Origin of the sequence: Ensifer sp. Root954 (assembly GCF_001429005.1) — a bacterium.
GTDB classification, from domain to species: Bacteria; Pseudomonadota; Alphaproteobacteria; order Rhizobiales; family Rhizobiaceae; genus Ensifer; species Ensifer adhaerens.
Genome location: NZ_LMJM01000022.1, coordinates 257,833 through 283,466 on the forward strand (window position 1 = coordinate 257,833; position 25,634 = coordinate 283,466).

Genomic DNA, 25,634 nt, shown 5'->3' on the forward strand with positions numbered 1-25,634 from the left:
AAACGATGCTCAAGTGCGACGGAGAAAGCCGATGCTCGATGTCTTGATTGCCGGTGGCGGCTATGTCGGCCTTTCGCTCGCGGTTTCGCTGAAGAAGGCGGCGCCTCATCTCGACGTGATGGTGATCGACGGCGCGCCGGAAGGGGCCTGGAAGAAGGACCAGCGCGCTTCCGCCGTTGCGTCCGCGGCCGAGCGCATGCTCGACGTGCTTGGCGTCTGGGATGAGATCGCGCCGGAGGCCGAGCCGATCCGCCGCATGGTGATTACCGATTCGAAGGCGGCCGATCCGGTGCGGCCTGTGTTCCTGACCTTCGACGGTGACGGCGGCGAGGGGCGTCCGTTTGCCCATATGGTGCCGAACACGGCGATGGTCGGCGCACTGCGCGGTGCCTGCGCGGCGCTCGGCGTCGTCAATCGACAGTCGACCATGGTCGAGAGCTTCAAGAGCGGCGACCACGCGGTCGCCGTGACGCTCGCCGGTGGCGAGGAACTCGAAGCACGGTTGCTGGTTGCCTGTGACGGCGTGCGCTCCAAGCTGCGCGATGCCGCCGGCATCAAGACAGTCGAATTCGACTATGGCCAGTCCGGCATCGTCACCACCGTCGAGCACGAGCGGCCGCACGAGGGCACGGCGGAGGAGCATTTCCTGCCGGCCGGGCCTTTCGCCACCCTGCCGCTCAAGAACAATCGCTCGTCGCTGGTCTGGACCGAGCGCACCGAGGACGCCGAACGCCTGGTCAAGGGCGACGATTTCCTGTTCGAGGAAGAACTGGAGCGCCGCTTCGGCCACAAGCTTGGTCATCTGAAGGTGGTCGGTGGACGGCGGGCCTTTCCGCTCGGCCTGACGCTTGCCCGCGATTTCGTGAAACCACGCTTCGCGCTTGCCGGTGACGCCGCCCATGGCATTCACCCGATCTCGGGGCAAGGGCTCAATCTCGGCTTCAAGGATGTGGCAGCGCTTGCCGAAACCATCGTCGAGGCGGATCGTCTCGGGCTCGACATCGGTTCGCTCGCGGTGCTTGAGCGCTACCAGAGCTGGCGGCGTTTCGACACGTTCCGCATGGGTGTTACGACCGACGTGCTCAACAGGCTGTTTTCCAACGACATCACCCCGGTCCGGATCGCCCGGGATTTCGGCCTGGGCCTCGTCGACCGGCTGCCGTCTCTCAAGAGCTTCTTTATCCGCCAGGCGGCCGGTATTGCCGGGGAGACCGATCCGCGGTTGTTGTCGGGTCAGCCGATCTGAGGCTTTACGGCTGGGGTTGCCCCTCTCCTCGGGTTAAACCCGAGGACTAGCCCTCTCCTCGCAGGATGGGAGAGGGGACGCCTCGCTGCGTTTGCGGGGAGAAGGTGGCCGGCAGGCCGGATGAGGGTCAGTCGAGAACTGTACGGGTAACGGGCCGACGCCGGTTCAATCCTCGATCTTGCGTGCTTCCGAGATCAGCATGATCGGTACGCCGTCGCGGATGGGATAGGCGAGGCGCGCCTTTTCCGAGATCAGTTCATTGGCTTCGGCGTGATAGTTGAGGCGTCCCTTGGTCAGCGGGCAGACGAGCAGTTCGAGCAGTTTCGGATCGACCTTGCTGGCGTTGATATCCATCTATCCGTTGCTCACTGCAAAATGCTGTCCATATCGCCGAAGTCGCGCGCAAGAACGATTTCGGTGATGGCGATCAGGGTTTCGGCGCGGGTCTTGAGATCGGGGGCCTCGAGCAGCGCCTGTTTCTCCGCCGGGCCATAGGGCGACATCATCGCCATGGAGTTCACGAGCGTGCGGTTGCTCGCCCGCTCGACGCTTTCCCAGTCGGCTTTCAGCTTGTTGGCTTCGAGATAGGCCTTGAAGGCGGCCAGAAGCGCTGCCCGGTCGACGAGGGTCTCGTCGTCGCGGTTTTCGAGATCTGCCGCAAAGGGGCCGATGCGGAAGCGACGGTAGCCACGCGTACCGCCGACTTCCGAAAACAGCCGGTAGCGGCAGACGCCTGTGAGCGAGGTGATGTAGCGGCCGTCGCCGGTCTCGGCAAAGGAGGTGATGCGACCAATGCAGCCGACCTCACAGAGCGCCTGCATCGGTCCGGTGGCGGTGTCGTTGCGACCCTCGCAGAAGGACGGCTGTACGATGCCGATCAGGCGGTTGCCGGAAAGGGCGTCATCGAGCATGGCGAGGTAGCGCGGCTCGAAGATGTTGAGGGGAAGCTGGGCGCCGGGAAGCAGCAATGCACCGGTCAGCGGAAACACCGGAATGATCTCCGGCAAGTCCTTCGGACCGAGATAGCGTGCATTTCCGACGTGCATTTCCGATAGACCCTGCCGGTATTCGCTTTGCCCCGCCAAGGAAGCGTGGTCAACCAGATCAAAAGATGGTGCGCTGCTTGAAAATCTCAAGGGACGAGCGCGTCGATCTTCACAGGTGAAGATGGATCGTGATCGGATCCGCTTACGAAAAGGGGCGCAGATAGCGCCCCTTTCAAAAACATGTCTGACGGCTCAGGAGAACAGGATCGACGAGAGCTTGCGTCGGGCCGCGATGGTTGCCGGATCCTTCGGGCCCCAAACCTCGAAGAACGAAAGCAGCTCGCGCCGCGCGCCGTCGTCGTCGTAAGCCCGGTCGCGCTTCATGATCGTGAGCAGATGGTCGGCCGCAGCCATCCGGTCGCCCTCGACGTTGCGGATCTTGGCGAGCAGCACGCGCGCCTCGTGATCATCGGGGTTTGCGGCGAGGCGCCGTTCGAACTCGTTGGGATCGCCGAGCTTGCGGGCTTCCTCGATCTGGTCGAGCTTTTTGCCGATGGCGGCAATGCCGGCATCCTTGGCAAGATCTTCCGGCAGGCTGGACAGCGCCTCGCGGGCCTCGGTAAGCTGGCCGAGCGCGATCATGCAATCGACCATGCCGGCGATCGCCAAGACATTTTCCGGGTCGGCCTGCAGCACGGCGCCATAGAGGCCGGCGGCGTTCTCGGCATCGCCGGCATCGATGAGCGCCTTGGCGTCGGCGAGAACCGCCTCGATCTCGGCCTTGCTGTCGTCAACGGCGGGACCGGCGATCTTTTCGATGAACTGCTTGATCTGGCTTTCCGGAACTGCGCCCATGAAGCCGTCGACCGGGCGTCCGCCGACGAAGGCGATGACGGCCGGGATCGACTGGATGCCGAGCTGGCCGGCGATCGAGGGATGATCGTCGATGTTCATCTTGACGAGCTTGACGCGGCCTGCGGCTTCCGTGACCACCTTTTCGATGACAGGGGTCAGCTGCTTGCAGGGACCGCACCAGGGCGCCCAGAAATCGACGAGAACGGGCTGCTGCCTGGAGGCTTCGAGCACGTCCTTGGTGAAGTTGGCAGTGGTGGTTTCCTTGATCAGGTCACCGCCCGACGCGGCCGCCGGCGCCGGCTGGCCGAAGGAGGCCGAAGCCGTCATCTGAGTGCCGAAAGACCCTGCATAGGGATTGTCGCTGCCCGTCATTCTTCTCTCCTCGCCGGCTCGTCCGCCAGCTTACTGCATTCGCGCCAAAGATCGTATGTCAGGCCGTGACTTTCAAGACAAGCGGTTCGTGTCCGGTCGCTTCCATGAAGCGCAACAGATCCTTCGAAGCGATCGAGGTCGTTGCGTCGTTGGAAAGCGGGTGGCAGTTGACGATATCGAACGTCATCAGCGCCTCGTCGAGGATGACCTTGACGTTGCCTCCGGTGTCGTTGATCGCGCCGAAGGCGGTTACGGCCCCCGGAATGACGCCGAGATACTCCATCAGCTTCTCCGGCTTGCCGAAGGATACCTTGCTTGCCGCGCCGATCACCTGGTGCACGGTCTTCAGGTCCACCGTCGCGTGCTCCTCGACGGTGAGCAGGAAATAGTTGTCCTTCTTGTCCTTCACGAAGAGGTTTTTCGTGTGGCCACCGGGCATCTCGTCACGAAGCGCCACCGATTCGGCCACGGTGAAAACCGGAGCGTGGTTCTTCGTCTTATGCTCGATTCCAAGTCCATCGAGAAAATTGAAGAGGTCTTCGGCGGTTTTCGGCTGTGATTCACGCATGATTCTCATCCCCAGGGCGTTCGTTTCGTCTCTGCTTTAGGGGAGAAGGCCGTCAGGACGCAATCTCACAGGCGGCGAAGCCGGCCGAAAACGCGGCATTTCCGGGCTTTGCGAAGGGTGTCCAAAAAAATATTCGATTTCTCGTCATTTCCCTGTTGCATTCCAAAATCGCTTAGGCCATATACCGCCCGTCGCCGCAAGACAGCGCCGACGCCACGGTCCACCGACTACCCCCGGACCTTGGATGATGAGCGGGTGTAGCTCAGGGGTAGAGCACAACCTTGCCAAGGTTGGGGTCGGGCGTTCGAATCGCCTCACCCGCTCCAATTTCTCCCAACCACTTCATTTCACAGTCATTTCTGAAATGAAACGGCATTTGCCGTCAGGCATTCCATGCGCCGATAGTGCCGTCCGCACCATGTGGTTCGGACCGCCGAGACGGCTCCTTTTGCATTTTGCCTTTGTTGGTAAAGCCGGTCGCCGTTTCCGCGCTCAGCTCTTCATGAACACATAGTCTGTCTCCTGCCGGCGGATCTCGCCGGGGCGAAGTACCGCGTTCGGGAAGCTGGCGTGGTTGGCCGCATCCGGCCAGATCTGGGTTTCGAGACAGAAGCCGGCAAAGGCGCCGTAGCGGCGGCCCTCGAGGCCGGGGACGGGGATGTTCAGCTTTGCGCCGGTATAGAGCTGCACGCCGGGCTCGGTCGTCAGCACTTCCATCGTGACACCCGAATCGATGCTGCGAGCAAGCGCCACCGAATGTTTCGCCATGCGTTCGTTCGAAAGGCAGAAATTATGGTCGTAGGCGATGCGCTCGCCTTCGGTCTGGCGGCTGAGCCGCGTCATTTCCCGCAGATCGAAGGCAGTGCCCTCGACCGGGCGGATCTCGCCCGTCGGCACCTGGCGTTCGCTGGTGGGCAGATAGTGGTCGGCGGCGATCATGATGTCGTGGCCGAGGGCGTCGGCGCTGCCGTCGAGATTGAAATAGCTGTGCTGGCAGACATTGGCGAGCGTCGCTCGGTCGGTCTCGCTCTCGTAGACGACGCTCAAGACGCCGCCGGGCTTCAGCTGGTAGGTGCAGGTGACCTTGCAATTGCCGGGATAACCGGCGCGGCCATCCGGGTCGGTGATGGCGAGCGTGATGCTGTCGGGCGTCTGCTTTACGATCGTCCAGTTGCGCTTGCCGATATTGTCGCTGCCGCCGTGCAGGTGCGTGACGCCCTTCTCGTTCAGTTCGAGCTGGTAGGCCTCGCCATCGAGCGTGAAGCGGCCGTTGCCGATGCGATTGGCGCAGCGTCCAGGCGTGGCGCCGAGATAGGGCGAGTGGGCGAGGTAGCTTTCGAGATCGGTGAAACCGAGCACAAGCGGCGGCTCATGGCCTTCCAGGCGCAGGTCCTGGATCACCGAGCCCCAGGTCAAGACATGGGCGGTGAGGCCGCCACCGGAGAGCACCACACGATGGACCGGCTCGCCGGATGGCAGGTGGCCGAAGATTTCCGTGTTCTGATGCATATTCACCGCTGGCTCCCACTACAGCGCTGCGCGTCTCCCCAGACGCACAAAGGTCGCCGTACACTTTTGAATTGCTGCATGTTTTGTCCTTGGCTCGGTTAGGATCCAGGGAAACATGCAACGGTGCGATCGCAGCAACCTGCGTCATTTCCAAAGGCACGGCAACCAGAAAATCATACTAAATGCGGCCTGGCGCCGTCTCCGGCCTGAGAGCAAAAACATCCAGCTATTCAAGGTGCTATAGCGACCTCTCGGCAGACATGTCAGCGCGACAGCTGCTTGGTGGCCTCCTGCAGGCCGGCGAGCGTCAAGGGGAACATTCGTCCCTCGAACAGGCCCTTCACCATCGTGATCGACTGGGTATAGCCCCAGTGCTGTTCGGGCACGGGATTGAGCCAGATGGAGCGCGGAAAATGTGCCGTCAGACGAGAGAGCCAGAGGGCGCCCGCCTCGTCGTTCCAGTGCTCGACCGAGCCGCCGGGGTGGCTGACTTCATAGGGGCTCATCGAAGCGTCGCCGACGAAGATGGCGCGATAGTCCCCGCCGTAGGTGCGCAGCACTTCCGTCGTACGGGTAATGTCGACACGGCGGCGGCGATTGTCCTTCCACAGGCCCTCGTAGACGCAATTGTGGAAGTAGAAATGCTCCATATGGCGGAACTCGCTGCGAGCCGCTGAAAACAACTCCTCGACGATGCGGATATGATCGTCCATCGATCCGCCGATATCGAAGAACATCAGAAGCTTCACCGCATTGCGGCGTTCCGGCCTCGTCACCACGTCGAGATAGCCGTGTTCGGCGGTGGCGCGAATCGTGCCGGAGAGGTCGAGTTCGTCGGCGGCACCCTGGCGCACCCAGCGCCGGAGCCGCTTCAGGGCCACTTTGATGTTGCGCGTGCCGAGCTCGATCGTGTCGTCATAATCCTTGAACTCGCGCCGGTCCCAAACCTTGACGGCGCGGCGGTGGCGCGACTGGTCCTGGCCGATCCGCACACCCTCGGGATTGTAGCCATAGGCGCCGAAGGGCGAGGTGCCGGCGGTACCGATCCATTTTGAGCCGCCCTGATGGCGGCCCTTTTGCTCCTGCAGCCGCTGGCGCAAGGTCTCCATCAGCTTGTCGAAGCCGCCGAGTGCCTCGATCAGGCGTTTTTCTTCCTCGCTCAGATGCTTCTCTGCGAGCTTGCGCAGCCAATCCTCGGGGATGACGGCCTCTTCGCTCGCTTCCATCGGGTTGACTGCTTCGAGACCCGAAAAGCAGTGCTGGAACACCCGGTCGAAGCGGTCGATATGGCGTTCGTCCTTCACCAGTGCCGTGCGCGCCAGATAGTAGAAGGCTTCGACGTCGAAGGTGGCGATGCCCGCCTCCATCCCCTCGATCAAGGACAGGAATTCCCGGAGCGTGACCGGGACCTTCGCTGCCTTGAGTTCGAGGAAGAAGGGAATGAACATCTGACCTCAGCTTTTCCCGGTGCCGATCTCCGCGAGATCGTAGGGCGTCGTCTGGTACATCTCGTTGATCCAGTTACCGAAGAAGAGATGTGCATGGCTGCGCCAGCGGTTCTGCGGCGGCAGGGTCGAATCGTTGTGCGGGAAGTAGTCGTGCGGCATCTTGATCGGCACGCCCGCATCCACGTCGCGGAAGTATTCGTCTGACAGCGAGGTCGAATCATACTCCACGTGGTTGAACATGTAGAGCCGGTTGCCCTTTTTCTCGTGCACGAGGCAGACGCCCATCTCCTTCGATTCCATCAGAATTTCGAGGCTCGGCACCTTGTCGATGTCGGCGCGTCGCACTTCGGTCCAGCGAGAAACGGGGACGGCGAAATCGTCGGAGAAGCCGTTGAGGTAGACGGAGGAGCGGTTGAGGTTCTGGTGACGATAGACGCCGAAGGCTTTTTCCTTCAGCGGATACTTCGGCACGTTGTGGAAGTGATAGATCGCCGCCATCGCGCCCCAGCAGACGTTGAGCGTCGAATGCACGTTGGTCTCGGTCCAGTCGAGGATGCGCTTCAGCTCGTCCCAATAGGTGACGTCTTCGTATTCGAGCGTCTCGACCGGGGCGCCGGTGATGATGAAACCGTCGAACTTGCGGCCCTGCACTTCTTCCCAGGTCTCGTAGAAGGAGAGCAGGTGATCTTCCGAGGTGTTCTTGGCGCGGTGAGCGCCGATGCGCACCAGCGACAGTTCCACCTGCAGCGGCGAAGCGCCGATCAGGCGCGCCATCTGGATCTCTGTCTTGATCTTGTTCGGCATGAGGTTCAGGAGCCCGATCTGGAGCGGGCGGATATCCTGACGGATCGCCACGGTCTCGGTCATCACCCGCACGCCCTCATGCGCGAGGGTTTCGAAGGCGGGCAGCGTATCGGGAATCTTGATGGGCATGGGCTTCCACTCGATCAATACAAAAAAACCGGCGGCGATTGATCGCGACCGGTCCTCGGAAATCCAACTTTCCTCGGCCCTTTAGCGACTTGTTTAACGTGGCTGCAAGCCGGCCGGCCAAATCACCACGGAGAATTTGATAGCGCGAGTGGGCCGCGGGGGTCAAGAAAAACGATTCGCGTTGGGGGCGGCTGCCCCTCATCCCGCTGCTGCGACTTCTCCCCGCTGGCGGGGAGAAGTGGCCTTGCCGCACCCGATCGTTCCACGAGTTAAGCTCAGCGGCCGTTCGGCCCATCTTGGTAGCCGGGTTCGCTGTCGGCACGTCTCGGCTTGGGGGCAGCCGTCGTCCTCGTCCCCTCTCCCCGCCTGCGGGGAGAGGGTCAGGGAGAGGGGCTGGTCTGCAGCAGGCTTAGAGCATCCCGCATGCCATAACCCAGCCGGCGGTCAGCCTGATCGATACCGAGCCAAAAGAAACGAAAGCGGATCGGGTCACCGCCGCCAAAGGGCGTCATTTCCTGATGTATCCAGGTCTGCCGTTGCTCGCCGGCAAGGGCGATGTGGAAGTAGTGCCGCCGATGACAGATCGTCCTGCCGTCCTTCGGGTAGTGGTAGTCCTGCGTGACGAGATGGGTGAGTGCTTCCGGCGGCGTCAGCCCGGTTTCCTCGATGAATTCCCGCTGAGCCGATGTCTCCGGGCTTTCGCCTGGTTCCATCGTACCGCCGGGTACCTGCAGCTCGATGTCTGGGAAATCCGGCTCGTCGAAGACCAGCAGGCGGTCCTGCCAGGTGGCGTAGATCAGGACCTTGTGCGCGTCCGGCCTCATCCGTCGCGGCGGGCCATGAAGGCGAGGCGCTCGAAGAGGTGCACGTCTTGTTCGTTCTTCAGGAGCGCACCATGCAGCTTCGGCAACATGGTCTTGGCATCGGCCCTGAGGTCGGCCGGATCGACCTCGTCGGCGACGAGCAGGCGGATCCAGTCGAGCGCCTCTGACGTGGAGGGCTTCTTCTTCAGGCCCGGCGCCTGGCGGATGTCGTAGAAGGCGGCGAGCGCCGCCGAAAGCAGCGTCTTGCGGATGCCGGGATAATGCACCTCGACGATGCGGGCGAGCGTGTCTGCATCGGGGAAGCGGATATAGTGGAAGAAGCAGCGGCGCAGAAACGCGTCCGGCAGCTCCTTCTCGTTGTTGGAGGTGATGATGACGATCGGCCGGTGACGCGCGCCGATCATCTCGCCGGTCTCGTAGACATGGAATTCCATGCGGTCGAGCTCCTGCAACAGGTCGTTCGGAAACTCGATGTCGGCCTTGTCTATCTCGTCGATCAGAAGCACCACGCGGCGATCGGCCTCGAAGGCCTGCCAGAGCTTGCCCTTGCGGATATAGTTCCGGACCTCGTTGACACGCTCGTCGCCGAGCTGGCTGTCGCGCAGCCGCGACACGGCGTCATATTCATAGAGGCCTTGCTGTGCCTTGGTCGTCGACTTGACGCTCCATTCGATGAGTTCGAGGCCAAGTGCGGCAGCGATCTGGCGGGCAAGCTCGGTCTTGCCGGTGCCGGGCTCGCCCTTGACCAGCAGTGGGCGCTCCAGCCGGATCGCGGCGTTGACGGCGATCATCAGGTCCTTGTCGGCGATATAGTCGGCGGTGCCTTGAAATTGCATGGGCGTCTTCCGGTTCAGCGTAAGTCAGGCGAAGTCATGCCCTATGGACTATCGCATAATGGCTTAAATCGGAATCGTTTTGAGGGTGGGCGCAATCAGGGGGTCAGCCGCGAAGCGCGGTGACCTCGATCTCGATCAGCATTTCCGGGCGGATCAGGTCGCAGACGATCATGGTTGCGGCCGGGCGGATCTCGCCGAAGACTTCGCCGAAAATCGGGAACACCCGGTCGGCGAAGCTGGCATCGGTGACGTAATAGTGGTTGCGCACCACGTCCTTCATCGAGAAGCCCGCTTCCTTCAGCGCGCCCTCGATCGTCTTCAGGCAATTGCGCGCCTGCTCTTCCACCGTCTCGGGCATGGTCATGGTGGCGTAGTCATAGCCGGTCGTGCCGGAGACGAAGCACCAGTCACCCATCGCGACGGCACGCGAATAGCCTGCCGTCTTTTCGAAGGGCGAGCCCGAGGAGATGAGCTTGCGCGCCATATCTTCGTTTTAAGCCCAGGGGCGCGCGGCGCCGACCGTCTTTTCGAAGCTGTCGATGGCGGTTGCCTTTTCCAGCGTCAGGCCGATGTCGTCGAGGCCGTTCAAGAGGCAGTGACGCTTGAAGGCGTCGACCTCGAACTTGACCGAACCGCCGTCCGGACCGGTGATTTCCTGGGATTCCAGGTCGACCGAGAGGATGGCGTTGGAGCCGCGCGAGGCGTCGTCCATCAGCTTGTCGAGGTCAGCCTGGCTGACGACGATCGGCAGGATGCCGTTCTTGAAACAGTTGTTGTAGAAGATGTCGGCAAAGGACGTGGAGATCACGCAGCGGATGCCGAAGTCGAGCAGCGCCCACGGAGCATGCTCGCGCGAGGAGCCGCAGCCGAAGTTATCGCCGGCAACGAGAATGCTGGCGTTCTGGTAGGCCGGCTTGTTGAGCACGAAGTCCGGGTTGACCGAGCCGTCTTCATTGTAGCGGGCTTCGGCGAAGAGGCCCTTGCCAAGGCCGGTGCGCTTGATCGTCTTCAGGTAGTCCTTCGGAATGATCATGTCCGTGTCGATGTTGACGACGGGGAGGGGGGCGGCGACACCGGTGAGCTTGACGAATTTTTCCATAACTTCAGGCCTTCGATTTCAGAAGAATGTTGCGCTAGCGTTTAGATGAGTTTTGCGCCGAAATGAAGGAAAATCTGTTCAAATACGCTTCGCCGGGCGGGTGAAAATGCCCGCCCGGCGAGAGCTTCGTCCGGATCTCGATTGTCTGCAGGGACTTAGCTTGCCTTCACCGGGCTGTTCATGGCCCAGAGAACGCCGAAGGGATCGCGGAGCTGGCCGTAGCGGTCGCCCCAGAACATCACCTCGATCGGCATCACGACCTCGGCGCCGGCGGCAACCGCACGGTCCCACCAGGCATCGATGTCGTCGACGGTGAGCGTCAGGGTGAAGGCCTGCGGCTTTTCCAGCGGATGGCCGTATTCCGGATAGGCATCGGCGAGCATCAGCGAGCTGCCGTTGACATAGAGGTGGATGTGCATCGTGCGGCCCTGCTCGTCGAGCGGGTGCCGGCCCACTTCCTTGGCCCCGAAGGCGCGCTGGTAGAATTCGGACGCCTTGGCGGCGCCATCGACCTGAAGATAGGGCAGAAGGCCGTTGAGGACCGGTGCCGGCTGCTGCGTCTGGGTATCCATATCGTTCTCCATCCTGTTCGAAGAGCCAGTACCGTGCTGGCCTGCCTCAAGGACGGACATGGAATCTCTGATCCGACATGGAGTCGAAAAAAAATCGCGGCCGGCTGCATGACGGTTTTTGAAGGCCACCAACAGGGTTCGAGCCGATCACGGATCGGCCCGATTGCAATGATCGCCGGGGATCGATTCCGACGCCCAGGGATCGATTTCGACACTCAGGGGGATCAGAGGTCGATGATCGTGCCGCGGCCGTCGTTCCAGATGCGCATCTCGCGCTGGCCCTGGGCCGCACCTGCGGCAGCCGGGCGCGCGGTGGCGCGGGCAGGCCTGAAATTCAGCCGGGTGGCAATGGCGCTGCCGACCACGACGACGGCGGCGATGCCGGCCAGTGCCAGCGCCAGCGAGGCGGTAAGCACAAAGGCCGCGAACGTGATGGTCAGGGCTGCGGCCGTAAAGAGAACAGAGCGAATGCTTTGCATAATCGTCACCTTTCTGATGGCGATGTGGGGGCGCGCCTTCGGACTTGCAAGAGGTGGGCTTTCGAAAGGGGTGCGGCGGTTCGCCTCGTCTTGCGGAACGCGGCAAAGGCGGGCACAACTGAAGCATGAACAAATCGAGCGAACATCACCCCGTACGCCTGCGCCGCTCGGTGCTTTGCGTGCCGGCCGACAATGCCCGCGCGCTTGCCAAGGTCGCGGAACTCGCGACGGATGCCGCGATCTTCGATCTCGAGGATGCGGTAGCGCCCGAGCTCAAGGTGGAAGCGCGTGCGGCGCTGGTGCAGTATCTGACGGAAAGCCGGCCGGATTGCGAGATTGTCATTCGCATCAATGCGATCGGCTCCGACTATGGTCAGGGCGATCTTGCTGCAGCGCTTGCGGCCAATCCCGACGCCATCCTGTTGCCGAAGGTCGAAAGCCCGGCGGATATCCAGGCGGCGGCCGACTGGCTCGACGAGAACGATGCGCCGGAGACGCTGCGCCTATGGGCAATGATCGAGACGCCACGCGGGGTGATCAACGCGCCGGCAATCGCCGAGGCCGGCCGTACCTTCAGTGGCAGGCTCGATTGTTTCGTCGTCGGCCTCAACGACCTGCGCAAGGAGACCGGCGTTCCGGATCGTCCGGGCCGGCCCTATCTCATCCCCTGGCTGATGCAGATCCTGCTTGCCGCGCGCGGCGGCGGGCTCGATGTCATCGACGCCGTGTTCAACGATTTCCGCGATGGTGCCGGTTTCGACGAGGAATGCCGGCAGGGCCGCGACATGGGTTATGACGGCAAAATGCTGATCCATCCAGCGCAGATCGGCCCGGCGAACGAGCGCTTCGGCGTCGATCAGATCGCCGTCGACGAGGCGCGCGCGATCATCGCCGCCTTCGCGCTGCCCGAAAACGTCGGCAAGGGCGTCATCAACCTCAGCGGGCGGATGGTCGAGCGGCTGCACCTCGACCAGGCCGTCACGCTTGCCGCCAAGGCGGACCTCATCGAAAAACGAAAGACAAGATCTTGAAACTCTTCCGCTTCCTGACCGGCCCTGACGACGCTTCCTTCTGCCACAAGGTGACGGCGGCGCTAAACCAGGGCTGGAGCCTGCATGGCTCGCCCACCTATGCTTTCAATGCCGACACGCAGCACATGCAGTGCGGCCAGGCGGTGGTGAAGGAGGTCGAAGGCAAGGAATACACCCCGGATATCAAGCTGTCGGAGCAGTAGTCGAGGCTGTTTGCCGTCGCGCAGGTTTGCCCCTCTCCTCGGGTTTAGCCCGAGGACTAACCCTCTCCCTGCAGGCGGGGCGAGGGGACGCGGTTGATGCTCACAATCGGCGTGTGAGGCCTGCTTTCTGGAATCGGTCGTGCTCCGATTGGGATGCAAACGGTATCGCGAGTTTCCTTCGCCCCGCCTGCGGGGAGAAGGTGCTGGCAGGCGGATGAGGGGCTTCCTCACCGCGCGGATGAGGGGCGGTCCTCACCGCGCGATGATAGGCAAATGAAGTGTCAGCCGCCGACGTGCTCGACGCTGGCCTCGATCCGTTCCATGTCGTCGTCGGAGAGGCCGAAATGGTGGCCGATCTCGTGGATCAGCACGTGGGTGATGATGTCGCCCAGCGTCTCCTCGTTCTCGGCCCAATAGTCGATGATCGGGCGGCGGTAGAGGGTGATGCGGTTCGGAAACTGGCCGGTTTCCATGGTGAAGCGTTCGCTGATGCCGCGGCCTTCGAAGAGGCCGAGCAGGTCGAAAGGCGTTTCCAGCGCCATGTCCTCGAAAACGTCGTCGCTCGGGAAGTCGGCAACTTCGATGATAAGGTCGGTCGTCAGCTGGCGGAATTCCTGCGGCAGGTGGCCATAGGCCTCCAGCGCAAGCTGCTCGAAAGTGGTAAGCGTCGGTGCGTGGCGTTCCCGCCAATCATCGGTCTGGTCAATGCGGGCCATAGGCACTCCTTGTTGCCCTCCATATAGCGATTTTGCCTTTGTTTTTCGAGTGTTGAATTCCTTGACCACAGGGACAGGAATAAATTCTTAGAATTGGCTGTTGACTCATTTAGGAAGCTCTGGAATCTAATAGAACATAACATGAACATTCTGATGGGAGTTGACCGTCATGGCCGACACAGCCGTGCAGCGGGAGACGGTACTTTCGCTCCGAGAAACCATAGCCAGGATCGAAAACCGTCGGCTTCCGGGCGTCGTGCGCGCCGCCAAGGCGGCCGATCCCGGCGGCTTCCGTCAACGGGAAGAAGACGAGCCTGGCCGCAAGGCGCTGGCGCTCGGCGTTCCCGATCTGGACGACCTTCTCGAAGGCGGCCTGCCGCTCGAAGGCATGACGGAAATCCGCAATGCCGAGACGCGCGATGCCGGTGCAGCCGCCGGTTTTGCCGCAGCACTCAGCGTGCTCTGTCAACGGGCGCGGCTTGAAAAGGGCGAGCCGGCCGCCCCCGTTCTCTGGATCAGCCAGTCGATGGCTTCCACCGAGGCGGGCATGCCCTATGGGCTGGGCCTGAAGGCCTTTGGTCTCGATGTCCGCGGCCTCGTCTTCAGCCTGCCACGCACGATAAAGGATGCGCTCTGGATCGCCGAGGCCGCGCTTTCCGTGCCGAGCTTCTGTGCCGTCATCCTTGAAATTCGCGGCAACCCGGCTGCCCTGGCACTCAGCGAGAGCCGACGCCTGCATGTGCGCTCGCGCGCTGGCCATGTCCCCCTTCTGCTTCTGCGCCAATCCGGACACGAGGAGGCGAGCAGCGCCTTCTTCCGCTTCCTCGTCGAGCCAGCGCCGGCGCGCGAGCGACCGCTACCGGATGGATCGATGCTTCGCGGCAGCATCGGCCATCCCGTCTTTCACGTCATTGCCGAGAAGAGCAGGGCTCCTGCGCCGCTCGGCTTCTTCCTGGAGTGGAACCCCCATGACCGCCGCCTTTACCCCGTCGAGCCCCTACCAGCCGCTGCTGCGGCAGATCCAGAACCAGCGCATTCTGTCGCTCGCCTTTCCGCATCTTCCGGCCGATCGGGTCGCGCGCAAGCGCTGGGGGAACTCGTGGCTTTCCCGCGGGCGTCCTGAGCATCCGCCCGTCGTCTTCGCCGACAAGGTGAAGAGCGCAATGCGTCTCGTTGCGCTCGATGGTTTCGCTGAAAGGCGTGGGTTTCATATCGGCCAGGGTGTCGCCGAGGCGCGGGCCATGTGTCCCGAGATCGACGTGCTGCCGGCCGATCCCGCCGCCGACCGGGCGCTGCTTGCAGGGCTGGCGGACTGGTGTTGCCGCTACACGCCGCTCGTCGCGCTCGATGGCGACAGCGGCCTCTTTCTCGACATTACCGGCTGCGCCCATCTTCTCGGCGGGGAAAAAGCGCTGCTCGACGATCTGCTCGCTCGCCTTTTCCATCTGGGGGTCGAGGCCCGGGCGGCGATCTCTTCGTCCGCCGGGCTCTCCTGGGCGGTGGCGCGTTTCGGCTCCGACGCTATCCTTGCCGAGGACGAGGCGGCGCGGGCGCTGGCACCCTTGCCGATGGCGGCGCTGCGGCTGCCGCAGGAAACGATCGAAACACTCGGCCGGGTCGGGCTCAAGCAGATCGGCGACCTGATCGAGGCGCCGCGCGCACCGCTCGCCCGCCGGTTCGGCGCAACCCTGCTTCTGCGTCTCGACCAGGCGCTCGGGCGCGAGGACGAGCCGCTGTCGCCACGGTTGCCCGTCGCTGCCCTTTCGGTCGAACGCCGTCTCGGCGAGCCGGTCCAGGGTGAAGACGATATTTTGGGCCTGACGGAAGAACTGGCGTTGCGGCTGAAACCGGAACTGGAGAAGCGCGGCGAGGGCGGGCGCCTGTTCGAACTGCTGCTTTTCCGCGTCGACGGTGCGGTCTTTCGCATCGCCGCCGGCACGTCCTCGCCGCTCAACGAGCCGCGTCGCGTCGCCGGTCTCTTCCGCGAACGCCTGCAGGCGGTGCACGAAGATCTCGATGCCGGCTTCGGCTTCGAAATTCTCAGGCTTTCGGTGCCGAAGAGCGAAAAATACGAGGTGATGCAGGAGGATTTCTCCGGCACGCCGGATCGCGAGCGTCCGCTTGCCGCCTTTGCCGACCGGGTCATGGCGCGCTTCGGCGCAGAAAGCCTCATGGTGCCGGCGCTCTCGGAAAGCCATGTGCCGGAGCGGGCGGCAAGCTTCCGGCCGCTCACGGACCTGGCGCTGATCGGCAAGGCTGAGGAACCGGGTAACAACATCCCGGCGCCCCTGCTTGCTGCCGCCGCCCGGCCGCAGCGGCTCTTTCCAAGTCCCGAGCCGGTGGAGGCGGTGGCCGAAGTGCCGGAGGGGCCGCCGAGAAGCTTTCGCTGGCGGCGCACATTGCACCGTATCGCGCGCGCTGAGGGGCCGGAGCGGATCGCCGGCGAATGGTGGCTTGATGGCGAGCCGGCGCTGGAGCGTGATTATTTCCGGGTGGAGGACGATAGCGGCCGGCGGTTCTGGCTGTTTCGCGAGGGTCATTATGGCGCGAGCGCCCCGCCGCGCTGGTTCATGCATGGAGTCTTCGCATGAGCGACGCTACCCCCTATTTCGAGATCGGTGCCTGGTCGAATTTCTCCTTCCTAGAAGGCGCTTCCCATCCGGGTGAGATGGTCGTTGCGGCGAGCCGCCTCGGTATTGGCGGCCTCGGCATTGCCGATCGCAACACGGTCGCCGGCGTGGTGCGCGCCCATGCGCAGGCCAAGGTGGAGAAGTCGGCCTTCCAGCCCGGTGCGCGGCTCACCTTTGCCGAAGACCTGCCCGACGTGCTCGCCTATCCCTTAAACCGCCGCGGCTGGGGCAATCTCTGTCGAATGCTGAGCGCCGGAAACCTGCGCGCCAAGAAGGGCACCTGCACGCTCTACGAGACCGATCTCATGGAATGGGGCGAGGATTTGCTTCTCGCGGTGCTGCCGGGTCCTGTCATCGGCGCGCCGGAGGCAACCCTGCTTGCCGATTTTCTCAAGCGACTGAAACCGCATTTCGCCGATCGGCTCTACCTGGCGCTGGTGCCGCGTTACGATGGCTTCGATCAGTTCGCCTTTGCCGGGCTTGCAACCATTGCCCGCCATGCGTCGGTCAGGCTCGTCGCCACCAACAGTCCGCTGTTTCATGCCGCCGGCCGCCGGCCGCTTGCCGATGTCGTCACCGCCATCCGCGAGCATGTGACGATCGCGACCGCAGGCTATCGGCTCCATGCCAATGCCGAGCGGCATCTGAAGACGCCCGCCGAAATGGTCCGCATCTTCCGCGACTATCCGGAAGCGATCGCCAATACCGGGCATTTCTTTGGGCGTCTGAAGTTCTCGCTGTCGGATCTCGAATATCAATATCCGGATGAGAGCATTCCGGGCGAAACACCGACGCAGACGCTGCGGCGGCTGACGATGGAGGGCGCGCGCGAGCGTTATCCCGAAGGAATTTCCGAACAGGTTTCCAGGCAGATCGAATACGAACTCGGCCTGATCGCAGAGAAACGCTACGAGCCCTACTTCCTGACAGTGCGCAACATCATGCAGTTCGCGCGCGGCGCCGACATCCTGTGCCAGGGCCGCGGGTCGGCGGCGAATTCCACCGTCTGCTATTGCCTTGGCATCACCGAGGTAAATCCACTTAAGACCACCCTGCTCTTCGATCGCTTCCTTTCGACCGAACGGGACGAGCCGCCGGATATCGACGTCGATTTCGAGCATGAGAAGCGGGAAGAGGTGATCCAGCATATCTACCGCACCTACGGCAAGGAGCATGCGGGACTGACGGCCGCCGTCATCAGCTACCGGGCGCGCTCGGCCGGCCGAGAGACCGCCAAGGCCTTCGGGTTCTCAGAAGACGTGCAATCGGCGCTTGCCGGTTCCGTCTGGGGCTGGTCGGTCGCCGATCTCTCGGAGCGCGAGGCGCAGGCGGCCGGGCTCGATACGAAGGATCCGACGACGGTGAAGGTGCTCGATTACGCCACCGAGCTGATGAGTTTCCCGCGCCATCTTTCCCAGCATGTCGGCGGCTTCGTGATGACCCGCGACCGGCTCGACGAGGTGGTGCCGATCATGAATACGGCAATGCCCGACCGCTACATGATCGAGTGGGACAAGGACGACCTCGACACGCTGAAGATCCTGAAGATCGATGTACTGGCGCTCGGCATGCTGACCTGCATCGCCCGTGCCTTCAAGCTTCTCGACCGGCATTACAACGAGCAGAAAACGCTGCATCAGCTCTTCAAGGATGACCAGAAAGACGTCTACGACATGATCTGTCGCGCCGATACGATCGGCGTCTTCCAGATCGAGAGCCGGGCGCAGATGAGCATGCTGCCAAGGCTGAAGCCGCGCATCTTCTACGATCTCGTCATCGAGGTGGCGATCGTCCGGCCCGGGCCGATCCAGGGCAACATGGTGCATCCCTATCTGAAGCGGCGGGAGCAGCGGGATAAAAAAATTCCCATCGAATATCCAAGTCCTGAACTGGAGGCCGTGCTGAAGCGAACGCTGGGCGTGCCGTTGTTCCAGGAGCAGGCGATGCAGATCGCGATTACTGCCGCAGGCTTCTCGCCCGGCGAGGCTGACCAGTTGCGCCGGGCCATGGCGACCTTCAAGCGCACCGGCACCATCCATACCTTCCACGAAAAGATGATCGAAGGCATGGTCAGGAACGACTATCCGCGCGATTTTGCCGAGCGTTGCTTCAAGCAGATCGAAGGTTTCGGCGAGTATGGCTTTCCCGAGAGCCATGCCGCGTCCTTCGCGCTGCTCGTCTATGTCTCCTCCTGGCTCAAGACCTATTATCCGGATGTCTTCTGCGCGGCGCTCCTGAATTCGCAGCCGATGGGCTTTTATGCGCCCGGGCAATTGGTGCGCGATGCGCGCGAGCATGGGGTCCGGGTGCTGCCTGTCGATATCAACCACTCGGTCTGGGATGCCGATCTCGAAGACGGGGGTCTGGATCGCAACGCCATCGAGCCGCGCCACCGCGAGATGGAGGACGTCATCAGGACGACGAAGGCGATGCGCCTCGGCTTCAATTCGATCAAGGGGCTGAACCAAAGGGAACTCGAAGATAAGCTCGTCGCCAACCGGGGCGCAGGTTACGGGTCGGTTCGTGATCTCTGGCTGCGCTCCGGCCTCTCCCGTTCCGCGCTCGAAAGGCTTGCGGATGCGGATGCCTTCCGCTCGATCGGGTTCGATCGGCGCAAGGCGCTCTGGGCGGTGAAGGCGCTCGACGAAAAAAGTGCGGCCGAGCGGCTGCCGCTTTTCGAGGGGGCTGCGAGAGAGGAGTTGCGGCCGGAGCCCGCGATGATCCTGCCGGAGATGCTGGCAGGCGAGCAGGTGATCAACGACTATCGTTATCTCTCCTTCTCGCTGAAGGCGCATCCGGTCTCCTTCCTCCGAGACACGCTTGCCGCGCAAGGGATCGTCCAGAGCCGCATGCTTGCGACCGCTCCGGTCGGGCGGCGGGTGACCGTTGCCGGGCTGGTGCTCGTCCGCCAGCGTCCGGGTTCGGCCAAGGGCGTCATCTTCATGACGATCGAGGACGAGACCGGTGTTGCCAATGCGATCGTCTGGCCGAAGGTGTTTGCGACCTATCGGCCGGTGGTCATGGGTGCGCGTCTCGTGAAGATCCGCGGCCGGCTGCAGCGCGAAAGCAGCGTCATCCATGTGGTCGCCGAGCACATCGAGGATATCACGCCGATGCTCGGGTTGTTGCGCAAGGAAGCGCGGCGGTTCGGCGCAAGCGAGCGTGCCGATGAGGCACTGAGACCGACCGGCGACGCGCGCATGAAGCGGGCGCAAGGCGACCAGCGCCTACCGATCCCCCGCCATTCCTGCAGCAGTTCCAGCAACCCGGATCGAGCGACAGCCGAGGTGGCCGACGTGATGCCGAAGGGGCGCAATTTCCATTGAAAGCCCGACCCGGCTTTGCTGTCTCCCGATTGTGTGGGGCGGTTTTGGGGAAGGGACTGCCAGATACGTCGGAGGGATTCCATAGAATGCTTCCGGCGCAGGTTATGGGCAGGGTTTCCCGCCGTCGCGACCGGCGGTGTGTAAAAATGTCGCAGGCTGTGCGCCTCATGACCCATTCAGGGTTTGCAAGGCCCGTCGCTCAGGGATCTCTAAAATTCTGAAAAGGCGAAGTTTTCTGTCAAGTTTAGAGTCGTTCTAATCCACCCGCAACTTCCGCTCGCGGAGTTTTTAGTTGACACTAAATGTCCTGTTTTGCTTTATGCGCTGATACAGGGCGTTGCGTACGACAGGCGAGACGACATGCTGGTTTGCAGCTGCAATTTCATCACGGAAAAAGAGATCGAGGACACGATCATTGGTCTCCTCGACGAGGACTGTTGGCAGCTGATCGTGCCGGCGAAAGTCTACCACGCGATGGAAAAACGCGGCCGTTGCTGCGGCTGTTTCCCCAATGTCGTCGACATCATCATCCGCACCACCGAGCAATATCACGCGCACCGCGACTCGACGGACGCAGAGATATTTGATTTCATGACCCGCCTCAGACAATTCCACGACGACAACCGGAGGGCGGATCTTGAAAGGCGACAAAAAAGTCATCGAGCAGCTTAACGAAGCGCTCTATCTCGAACTAGGTGCCGTCAACCAGTATTGGCTGCACTACCGCCTCCTCGAAGACTGGGGCTATACGCTTCTCGCCAAGAAGGAGCGGGCCGAATCCATCGAGGAGATGCAACATGCCGACAAGCTCGTCGCGCGCATCATCTTCCTTGAAGGCCATCCCAACCTGCAGACGGTCGCGCCGCTGCGCATCGGCCAGAACGTCAAGGAAGTGCTGAAGGCAGATCTCGCCGGCGAATACGACGCCCGCACCGCCTACAAGAAATCCCGCGACATCTGTCATGCCGCCGGAGACTACGTCTCCATGAAGCTCTTCGAAGAGCTGCTCGCCGACGAGGAAGGCCATATCGACTTCCTCGAAACCCAGCTCGAGCTGCTCGACAAGATCGGCGAAGAGAAATACGGCCAGCTCAATGCCGCTCCGGCCAACGAGGCCGAAGCCGACTGAGCCTGGTAAAAGCTTGCAAACATAAAGGCCGGCGATATCGCCGGCCTTTGTCGTTTCAGGAACGGGCAGGTCCGGTTCACGGCGCCAGATGCGCGAAAGCCGCAACCACTTCCTCGTAGACCTTGCGCTTGAACGGCACGATCAGCTCCGGCAGGTCGCGCATCGGCTTCCATTCCCAGGCGTCGAACTCCGGCTCGTGTCCGCCCGGCGGCGGGTTGATGGCGATCTCGTTTTCCTCGCCTTCAAAGCGGAAGGCATACCAGCGCTGCGTCTGGCCGCGATACTTGCCCTTGAGGCCGATACCGATCAGATGTTCAGGCAGGTCGTAGTTGATCCAGCCGGGCGCTTCGGCCAGCAGCGAGACGGTGCTCATGCCGGTCTCTTCGTAAAGCTCGCGATAGGCGGCCTTCAGCGGATCCTCTCCTTTGTCAATGCCGCCCTGCGGCATCTGCCATTGCTGCGGCGAGCCGTCATATTCGGAATTGCCGACGGCGATACGATGACCGGCCCAGACGAGGCCCGCCCGGTTCAGCACCATAACCCCGACACAGGGGCGATAGGGAAGGTCATCCGCCTTCAGTTTCTTGTCCTTGCTCATCGGCTGCCTCTTCTGTGCAAACGTTCATTGGCCCCGTGGGGACGGCTTTAAGCTAGTTCTGTTGCGGATCCTTGACGAGCGCGGAAACGCCGACGATCTCGATGCCGCGCCCCTGCGCTTCACCGATCCAGGAGGCAATCGCGCCGACGCTCTCGTCGAAGGCAGAAGCGACGCCAATGGCGGTACCGTTGCGGCGCGCGATGCGTTCGAGTTCATCAAGCTTCTTCAGGATCGCGTTGCGGCTGAGTTCGCTGTCGAGCGTCAAGTCGGCAAAGCCGTGCGGCACGTCGAAGGCGCCGGCAAGCTTGCCGGACAGCGACTGCGCCGAGGTGCCATCGTCGAGGAACAGCAGGCCGCGCTTGCCGAGATCGCGCATGACCGGCTCCAGCGCATCGGCATCGGACAGGAAGCGGCCGCCAAGATAATTCATGACGCCGGTATAATTGGTGATCTCGGCGAGGTTGCGGTGCAGTTCCGCGAGGTTCTTCTTTTCGCTGAGGCCGACGCGCAGCGCATTGGGGCCTGGATCGTTGGCCGGATAGTCGAACGGCTCCATCGGAAGCTGCAACAGGATCTCGTGGCCGCTGCGGCGCGCTTCCTGCATCCAGCGCTGCAGGCTGTTTCCAGCCGTGGCAAAGCCGAGCGTCACCTCGCCCGGCAGGTCGCGGATCGCCTTCTGGGTTCCCGTCTGACTGAGGCCGAGCCCGCCGACGACAAGTGCGATGCGTGTGCCGCGCGCGCCCGACCAGGGGCGCGCATATTGATCGAGCGGCCGCAGCCCGTCGGGGCCGATGATCGGCAGGCGTCCGGCGGGGCTTTCTTCCAGCAGGTCGTCATTGGGCATCGCCGCCATGCGCGGATCCTGGCCGCGGATCGGACCGACATTGATGAGCGCCGGTCCCTTGCCGTCGCGGCTGCGCGGCGAGAACGTCGTGACGGTGGAGCCGTCGTCGGTAAGCGTGCGCTCGACATCGGCGCCGGAATAGGCTGTTCCCGGTGCCATCGTTCCGGAGCCGACGCCCGTCTGGCCGCTGGCCGGGTTGGATGCCTTGTCGCCTGGGCTCTTCGCTTTCTCGGCCGTTACGACCGGCGATGCGGAATCACGCCGCAAACCGTCCGGCGAAAGCGTGTTCCAGGCGGAAAGGCCAATCACCGCGGCGATGCAAAGGCCGGCAAGAGAAAACCCGAGCGTTCGCTGGGGATTGCGCTTCGACACTGGCTTGGCCCGCCGATTCTGGCCGAGCGGAGCATTGAGATCAGTTCCCAAACGAAGCCTCGGTCGAGCTGTGGGATGTTGCCGCTAGAGCGAGGCCGGCGCCAGGACGCGTGCCGATCCTCTCCCGTCGCACGCCGTATGCCTTCGAAGAATCAGTGGCCGCGGCAGCGCTTGCTAACCCTATAATTTAGTGGCGAAGGCTTGACCAGTGCATCGGCCGGCCCAGTCATGGGGCCAAATGCGAAGCGCCGCATGTTCGGGTGAACATGCGGCGCTTCGTTTCGTGTCTGTGAGGCTTACTTCTTCAGCTGAGCCTGCTCGGGGCTCGCCGGGAAAGACGGGTCCGTCTTCTTGCCGCGCAGAAGGTCGAGCGCGTAGTTCAGCTGCAGGTCGTCCTTGGCTTCCGGCGGCACATAGGCGACCGAGCCGGAGCCTTCGTCGGTCTCGCTCTGGCCCTGGATGTGGCCGCGCAGATCGGACTCGCCCTGAGCCTCGACCTTGCCGAGCAGTTCCGGCGGCAGAGGCTGTTCGACCTTGATGTCAGGCGTGATGCCCGTGCCCTGGATCGATTTGCCCGACGGCGTGTAGTAGAGCGCGGTCGTCAGACGCAGCGCACCGGCTTCGCCGAGCGGGATGATCGTCTGGACCGAACCCTTGCCGAAGGAGCGCGTGCCGAGCACGGTCGCGCGCTTCAGGTCCTGCAGGGCACCGGCGACGATTTCCGAAGCGGAGGCCGAGCCGCCGTTGACCAGCACGACTACCGGCTTGCCATCGGTCAGATCGCCCGGCGTGGCGTTGAAGCGACGGGTCTCGTCCGGGTTGCGGCCGCGGGTCGAAACGACTTCGCCACGTTCCAGGAAGGCGTCGGAGACGTTGATCGCCTGGTCGAGCAGACCGCCCGGGTTGAGGCGCAGGTCGAGCACGTAGCCCTTCAGCTTGTCGGCCGGCACTTCCGCCTTGATCTTCTCGATGCCCTTCTTCAGGTCGTCATAGGTCTTTTCAGTGAAGGATATGACGCGCAGGTAGCCGACGTCGCCTTCGGTGCGGAACTTGACCGCACGAACGGCGATGACGTCGCGGACGATCGTCAGTTCGATCGGCTTGTCCGCGCCCTTGCGCAGGATCGTCAGCTTGATCGGGGTGCCGATGGCGCCGCGCATCTTTTCGACGGCGTCTTCGAGCTTCAGTCCGCGAACATCCGCACCGTCGATCTTGGAAATGAAGTCGCCGGCAAGCACGCCGGCGCGGGCCGCAGGTGTGTCGTCGATCGGGCTCGTGACCTTGACGAGGTCGTCTTCCATCGTCACTTCGATGCCGAGGCCGCCGAATTCACCGCGCGTCTGGGTGCGCATGTCCTCGGCATCGGTCGAGTTCATGTAGCTCGAATGCGGGTCGAGCGAGGAAAGCATGCCGTTGATCGCGTTCTCGATCAGCTTGTCGTCCTGCGGCGGCGTCACGTATTGCGCCCGCACGCGTTCGAACACGTCGCCGAAGATTGCCAGTTCGCGATAGGTCGAGGTGTTGGCAGCGACGGCCGGAACGACAGCCGAATAAACCACGCCCATCGCGGTCGCGCCCATCAGCGCCCCGACCAGAACAAGTGAAGCCCTACGTATCATTTCGCGCCTTTCCAACCTCTGCTGCGGTCCACCATGGTCGGGAATCAACCGGTTTTCCGTCTTTTCGGAATTCAATGTAAAGCGTCGGCCGGTCCGTTTCCAGCGCCAAGGCCGCAGCGCTCGCCACTCTTTTTGCGCCCATCGTCGCCAGCGGTTCTCCGGCGACGACGAACTGCCCAGTCTGAACGCTCACCTTCTCCATCCCCGAAAGCACGACGTGGTAGCCGTCGCCCGGGTTGAGAATGATCATCTGCCCATAACTGCGGAAATTGCCTGCATAGACGATCCAGCCATCTGACGGCGCAGTCACCAGCGCGCCGGGATTGGTTTCCAACATGATCCCTTGCAGGGAATGCCCCGTGCCGTCTGCATCGCCGAATTTGCGCAACAGCGATCCCGCGGCCGGATAGGCAAGCTTGTTCCTCAGCTCCGAAAACACATATGCGGGCGCAATGCGGTTTTTGTCAGGCACCGCATTGCGGGCGAGTTCCCGCGCCGCCTCGCGCTCTGCCTCGCTCATACGACGGCGTTCTTCCTCCTGCGCGCGCGCCGCTTCGGCAGCCTCGCGAACGGAGGAGATCTGGTCCTCGAGCGAGCCGATCAGGCCCTGGAGATTGGTCGCCTGCGAGGCCAGTTCCTGCGCCTTGCGCTGCTCGGCCGCAAGTTCGCTGGCGCTCGTCTGGCGCAGCTTTTCCTTTTCGGCAACCAGCATCGACATGCGGCGCTCTTCCTCGACATTGGCGGTCATTGCCGCAGTCAGGTCCTCGCGCTGCCGGTCGATGCCGGTGCGGATGTCGGCGAGCGCCTTGAGGTCGGCCACCAGGTTTTCGGTTTCCTTGCGCAGGCCGGGCACGACGGCGCCAAGCAGAATGGCGCTGCGCACGGAGCCGAGCGCATCCTCAGGGGTCACCAGGATCGCCGGCGGCGGGTTGCGTCCCATCCGCTGCAGGGCGGCGAGCACCTCGGCAAGCACGCCCCGGCGTGAGCGCAGCGAGCGACGGACCGTGTCTTCCTTGGTTCTAAGGTCGCTCAGCTTCTTCTCGCCATCGACGATCTGCTGTTCGAGATCCTGGCGTTTCTTTGCGGACTCGACGATTGCGGCGCGCAGCGTCTCGTTGGTCTTGTCGATTTCGGCAATGGTTTCCGTCAGCGCATTGGCGCGCTCCTGGGAAAGCGTGATCGTCTTGGAGAGCGCATCCAGTTCGCTGCGCGTACTGTTGCGGCGAAGCGTGAGGTCGGCGGCGGGGTCGGGCGGGCCCTGCTCCTGACCGGTCGCGGCGGCGGGCGGCGTGGCCTCCTGGGCGCTCGCCGGCAGGCCGATCGCAAGCGCAAGCGCAAAGGCCGCCGCAGTACGGGCAAGCCGTCCTGCGTCGTCTCTTCCCATGCCGAAAACGCTGGTCCTGCCTCGGGGCGTCATCCGTTGCGTGCGTCCATCCGAA

Annotated in this window: 26 protein-coding genes, 1 tRNA gene and 1 riboswitch; of the genes, 9 read left to right on the forward strand and 18 right to left on the reverse strand. The window is 62.9% G+C overall.

The genetic code is table 11. The features are described from left to right. The first annotated feature begins 31 nt into the window (after nt 1-31). A complete protein-coding gene (locus ASE71_RS13230; RefSeq protein WP_060521445.1) occupies nt 32-1,246 on the forward strand; it encodes a ubiquinone biosynthesis hydroxylase in 1,215 nt (404 codons plus the stop codon). Nucleotides 1,247-1,411: 165 nt separating this feature from the next. Here the strand turns inward: ASE71_RS13230 and ASE71_RS13235 are convergent, their stop codons facing one another. The 4 genes from ASE71_RS13235 to ASE71_RS13250 form a co-directional block, all read right to left on the reverse strand. Beyond that, a complete protein-coding gene (locus ASE71_RS13235; RefSeq protein ID WP_060521444.1) occupies nt 1,412-1,600 on the reverse strand; it encodes a Trm112 family protein in 189 nt (62 codons plus the stop codon). A gap of 11 nt (nt 1,601-1,611) precedes the next feature. Beyond that, a complete protein-coding gene (locus ASE71_RS13240; protein ID WP_034802753.1) occupies nt 1,612-2,292 on the reverse strand; it encodes an LON peptidase substrate-binding domain-containing protein in 681 nt (226 codons plus the stop codon). Between the two features lie 192 nt (nt 2,293-2,484). Next, a complete protein-coding gene (gene trxA / locus ASE71_RS13245) occupies nt 2,485-3,459 on the reverse strand; it encodes a thioredoxin (protein WP_060521443.1) in 975 nt (324 codons plus the stop codon). 58 nt (nt 3,460-3,517) lie between these two features. Continuing rightward, entirely contained in the window at nt 3,518-4,027 is a 510-nt protein-coding gene (locus ASE71_RS13250) for a prolyl-tRNA synthetase associated domain-containing protein (protein ID WP_082566535.1), read from the reverse strand. Nucleotides 4,028-4,278: 251 nt separating this feature from the next. Between ASE71_RS13250 and ASE71_RS13255 the strand changes: the two genes are divergently transcribed. Then, nucleotides 4,279-4,353: transfer RNA gene (locus ASE71_RS13255), tRNA-Gly, on the forward strand. Between the two features lie 166 nt (nt 4,354-4,519). Here ASE71_RS13255 and ASE71_RS13260 read toward each other — a convergent pair. The 9 genes from ASE71_RS13260 to ASE71_RS13300 all read right to left on the reverse strand — a co-directional run bounded on the left by ASE71_RS13260 (nt 4,520) and on the right by ASE71_RS13300 (nt 11,727). After that, nucleotides 4,520-5,536 (reverse strand): aldose epimerase family protein, encoded by a 1,017-nt coding sequence (locus ASE71_RS13260; RefSeq protein ID WP_060521441.1) that lies wholly within the window; start codon nt 5,534-5,536, stop codon nt 4,520-4,522. Between the two features lie 263 nt (nt 5,537-5,799). Further along, nucleotides 5,800-6,984 carry a vWA domain-containing protein gene (locus tag ASE71_RS13265; RefSeq protein WP_060521440.1) on the reverse strand — a complete coding sequence of 395 codons (1,185 nt, stop codon included), beginning with the start codon at nt 6,982-6,984 and terminating at the stop codon, nt 5,800-5,802. Between the two features lie 6 nt (nt 6,985-6,990). Then, on the reverse strand, nt 6,991-7,917 hold the full coding sequence (metA, locus tag ASE71_RS13270) for a homoserine O-acetyltransferase MetA (RefSeq protein WP_060521439.1): 927 nt from the start codon (nt 7,915-7,917) through the stop codon (nt 6,991-6,993). A 61-nt stretch (nt 7,918-7,978) separates the two neighbouring features. Further along, nucleotides 7,979-8,056, reverse strand: a riboswitch (SAM riboswitch). A gap of 241 nt (nt 8,057-8,297) precedes the next feature. Further along, nucleotides 8,298-8,741, reverse strand: a complete 444-nt coding sequence (locus ASE71_RS13275; protein WP_060521438.1) for an NUDIX hydrolase — start codon at nt 8,739-8,741, stop codon at nt 8,298-8,300. Then, on the reverse strand, nt 8,738-9,577 hold the full coding sequence (locus ASE71_RS13280; RefSeq protein ID WP_060521437.1) for an AAA family ATPase: 840 nt from the start codon (nt 9,575-9,577) through the stop codon (nt 8,738-8,740). The genes ASE71_RS13275 and ASE71_RS13280 overlap by 4 nt, the downstream gene beginning before the upstream one ends. 103 nt (nt 9,578-9,680) lie before the next feature. Further along, entirely contained in the window at nt 9,681-10,061 is a 381-nt protein-coding gene (locus ASE71_RS13285; RefSeq protein ID WP_034802728.1) for a RidA family protein, read from the reverse strand. 9 nt (nt 10,062-10,070) lie between these two features. Then, the gene (gene leuD, locus ASE71_RS13290; RefSeq protein ID WP_034802725.1) at nt 10,071-10,676 is read right to left on the reverse strand and encodes a 3-isopropylmalate dehydratase small subunit; all 606 of its coding nucleotides are present in this window, start codon (nt 10,674-10,676) and stop codon (nt 10,071-10,073) included. Between the two features lie 155 nt (nt 10,677-10,831). After that, nucleotides 10,832-11,248 (reverse strand): VOC family protein, encoded by a 417-nt coding sequence (locus ASE71_RS13295; RefSeq protein ID WP_060521436.1) that lies wholly within the window; start codon nt 11,246-11,248, stop codon nt 10,832-10,834. Between the two features lie 224 nt (nt 11,249-11,472). After that, a complete protein-coding gene (locus ASE71_RS13300; RefSeq protein WP_060521435.1) occupies nt 11,473-11,727 on the reverse strand; it encodes a hypothetical protein in 255 nt (84 codons plus the stop codon). Between the two features lie 125 nt (nt 11,728-11,852). On the opposite strand from ASE71_RS13300, the gene ASE71_RS13305 reads away from it, so the two are divergent. Both ASE71_RS13305 and ASE71_RS13310 read left to right on the forward strand, forming a co-directional pair. Further along, entirely contained in the window at nt 11,853-12,758 is a 906-nt protein-coding gene (locus ASE71_RS13305) for an HpcH/HpaI aldolase/citrate lyase family protein (RefSeq protein WP_060521434.1), read from the forward strand. Next, nucleotides 12,755-12,961 (forward strand): DUF1737 domain-containing protein, encoded by a 207-nt coding sequence (locus ASE71_RS13310; protein ID WP_034802710.1) that lies wholly within the window; start codon nt 12,755-12,757, stop codon nt 12,959-12,961. Before ASE71_RS13305 ends, ASE71_RS13310 begins: the two co-directional genes overlap by 4 nt. A 281-nt stretch (nt 12,962-13,242) precedes the next feature. Here the strand turns inward: ASE71_RS13310 and ASE71_RS13315 are convergent, their stop codons facing one another. Continuing rightward, complete coding sequence (locus tag ASE71_RS13315; protein ID WP_034802708.1) at nt 13,243-13,677, reverse strand: metallopeptidase family protein; 435 nt, start codon at nt 13,675-13,677, stop codon at nt 13,243-13,245. A 169-nt stretch (nt 13,678-13,846) separates the two neighbouring features. On the opposite strand from ASE71_RS13315, the gene ASE71_RS36230 reads away from it, so the two are divergent. The 5 genes from ASE71_RS36230 (at nt 13,847) to bfr (ending at nt 20,762) form a co-directional block, all read left to right on the forward strand. Next, nucleotides 13,847-14,800: an ImuA family protein gene (locus ASE71_RS36230; protein ID WP_060521433.1), complete on the forward strand. Its 954-nt coding sequence runs from the start codon at nt 13,847-13,849 to the stop codon at nt 14,798-14,800. Continuing rightward, the gene (locus ASE71_RS13325; protein ID WP_244497367.1) at nt 14,715-16,268 is read left to right on the forward strand and encodes a DNA polymerase Y family protein; all 1,554 of its coding nucleotides are present in this window, start codon (nt 14,715-14,717) and stop codon (nt 16,266-16,268) included. Before ASE71_RS36230 ends, ASE71_RS13325 begins: the two co-directional genes overlap by 86 nt. Continuing rightward, entirely contained in the window at nt 16,265-19,633 is a 3,369-nt protein-coding gene (locus ASE71_RS13330) for an error-prone DNA polymerase (RefSeq protein WP_060521431.1), read from the forward strand. The genes ASE71_RS13325 and ASE71_RS13330 overlap by 4 nt, the downstream gene beginning before the upstream one ends. Before the next feature lie 360 nt (nt 19,634-19,993). Then, entirely contained in the window at nt 19,994-20,305 is a 312-nt protein-coding gene (locus tag ASE71_RS13335) for a (2Fe-2S)-binding protein (protein ID WP_034803108.1), read from the forward strand. Then, on the forward strand, nt 20,271-20,762 hold the full coding sequence (gene bfr / locus ASE71_RS13340; protein ID WP_034802698.1) for a bacterioferritin: 492 nt from the start codon (nt 20,271-20,273) through the stop codon (nt 20,760-20,762). Before ASE71_RS13335 ends, bfr begins: the two co-directional genes overlap by 35 nt. 76 nt (nt 20,763-20,838) lie before the next feature. On the opposite strand, the gene ASE71_RS13345 is transcribed toward bfr, so the two are convergent. The 4 genes from ASE71_RS13345 to ASE71_RS13360 all read right to left on the reverse strand — a co-directional run bounded on the left by ASE71_RS13345 (nt 20,839) and on the right by ASE71_RS13360 (nt 25,579). After that, the gene (locus ASE71_RS13345) at nt 20,839-21,360 is read right to left on the reverse strand and encodes an RNA pyrophosphohydrolase (RefSeq protein ID WP_034802695.1); all 522 of its coding nucleotides are present in this window, start codon (nt 21,358-21,360) and stop codon (nt 20,839-20,841) included. Between the two features lie 52 nt (nt 21,361-21,412). Then, the gene (locus tag ASE71_RS13350; RefSeq protein WP_060521430.1) at nt 21,413-22,627 is read right to left on the reverse strand and encodes a divergent polysaccharide deacetylase family protein; all 1,215 of its coding nucleotides are present in this window, start codon (nt 22,625-22,627) and stop codon (nt 21,413-21,415) included. A 245-nt stretch (nt 22,628-22,872) separates the two neighbouring features. Next, on the reverse strand, nt 22,873-24,195 hold the full coding sequence (locus ASE71_RS13355; protein WP_034802677.1) for a S41 family peptidase: 1,323 nt from the start codon (nt 24,193-24,195) through the stop codon (nt 22,873-22,875). Further along, nucleotides 24,185-25,579 (reverse strand): murein hydrolase activator EnvC family protein, encoded by a 1,395-nt coding sequence (locus ASE71_RS13360; protein ID WP_060521429.1) that lies wholly within the window; start codon nt 25,577-25,579, stop codon nt 24,185-24,187. The genes ASE71_RS13355 and ASE71_RS13360 overlap by 11 nt, the downstream gene beginning before the upstream one ends. Nucleotides 25,580-25,634: the final 55 nt, after the last annotated feature.

Coding starts and splice junctions, on each gene's coding strand:
- ASE71_RS13230 (WP_060521445.1), top strand. CDS start 32: ATGCTCGATGTCTTGATTGCCGGTGGCGGCTATGTCGGCCTTTCGCTC.
- ASE71_RS13235 (WP_060521444.1), bottom strand. CDS start 1,600: ATGGATATCAACGCCAGCAAGGTCGATCCGAAACTGCTCGAACTGCTC.
- ASE71_RS13240 (WP_034802753.1), bottom strand. CDS start 2,292: ATGCACGTCGGAAATGCACGCTATCTCGGTCCGAAGGACTTGCCGGAG.
- trxA (WP_060521443.1), bottom strand. CDS start 3,459: ATGACGGGCAGCGACAATCCCTATGCAGGGTCTTTCGGCACTCAGATG.
- ASE71_RS13250 (WP_082566535.1), bottom strand. CDS start 4,027: ATGCGTGAATCACAGCCGAAAACCGCCGAAGACCTCTTCAATTTTCTC.
- ASE71_RS13260 (WP_060521441.1), bottom strand. CDS start 5,536: ATGCATCAGAACACGGAAATCTTCGGCCACCTGCCATCCGGCGAGCCG.
- ASE71_RS13265 (WP_060521440.1), bottom strand. CDS start 6,984: ATGTTCATTCCCTTCTTCCTCGAACTCAAGGCAGCGAAGGTCCCGGTC.
- metA (WP_060521439.1), bottom strand. CDS start 7,917: ATGCCCATCAAGATTCCCGATACGCTGCCCGCCTTCGAAACCCTCGCG.
- ASE71_RS13275 (WP_060521438.1), bottom strand. CDS start 8,741: ATGAGGCCGGACGCGCACAAGGTCCTGATCTACGCCACCTGGCAGGAC.
- ASE71_RS13280 (WP_060521437.1), bottom strand. CDS start 9,577: ATGCAATTTCAAGGCACCGCCGACTATATCGCCGACAAGGACCTGATG.
- ASE71_RS13285 (WP_034802728.1), bottom strand. CDS start 10,061: ATGGCGCGCAAGCTCATCTCCTCGGGCTCGCCCTTCGAAAAGACGGCA.
- leuD (WP_034802725.1), bottom strand. CDS start 10,676: ATGGAAAAATTCGTCAAGCTCACCGGTGTCGCCGCCCCCCTCCCCGTC.
- ASE71_RS13295 (WP_060521436.1), bottom strand. CDS start 11,248: ATGGATACCCAGACGCAGCAGCCGGCACCGGTCCTCAACGGCCTTCTG.
- ASE71_RS13300 (WP_060521435.1), bottom strand. CDS start 11,727: ATGCAAAGCATTCGCTCTGTTCTCTTTACGGCCGCAGCCCTGACCATC.
- ASE71_RS13305 (WP_060521434.1), top strand. CDS start 11,853: ATGAACAAATCGAGCGAACATCACCCCGTACGCCTGCGCCGCTCGGTG.
- ASE71_RS13315 (WP_034802708.1), bottom strand. CDS start 13,677: ATGGCCCGCATTGACCAGACCGATGATTGGCGGGAACGCCACGCACCG.
- ASE71_RS36230 (WP_060521433.1), top strand. CDS start 13,847: ATGGCCGACACAGCCGTGCAGCGGGAGACGGTACTTTCGCTCCGAGAA.
- ASE71_RS13330 (WP_060521431.1), top strand. CDS start 16,265: ATGAGCGACGCTACCCCCTATTTCGAGATCGGTGCCTGGTCGAATTTC.
- ASE71_RS13335 (WP_034803108.1), top strand. CDS start 19,994: ATGCTGGTTTGCAGCTGCAATTTCATCACGGAAAAAGAGATCGAGGAC.
- ASE71_RS13345 (WP_034802695.1), bottom strand. CDS start 21,360: ATGAGCAAGGACAAGAAACTGAAGGCGGATGACCTTCCCTATCGCCCC.
- ASE71_RS13355 (WP_034802677.1), bottom strand. CDS start 24,195: ATGATACGTAGGGCTTCACTTGTTCTGGTCGGGGCGCTGATGGGCGCG.
- ASE71_RS13360 (WP_060521429.1), bottom strand. CDS start 25,579: ATGGGAAGAGACGACGCAGGACGGCTTGCCCGTACTGCGGCGGCCTTT.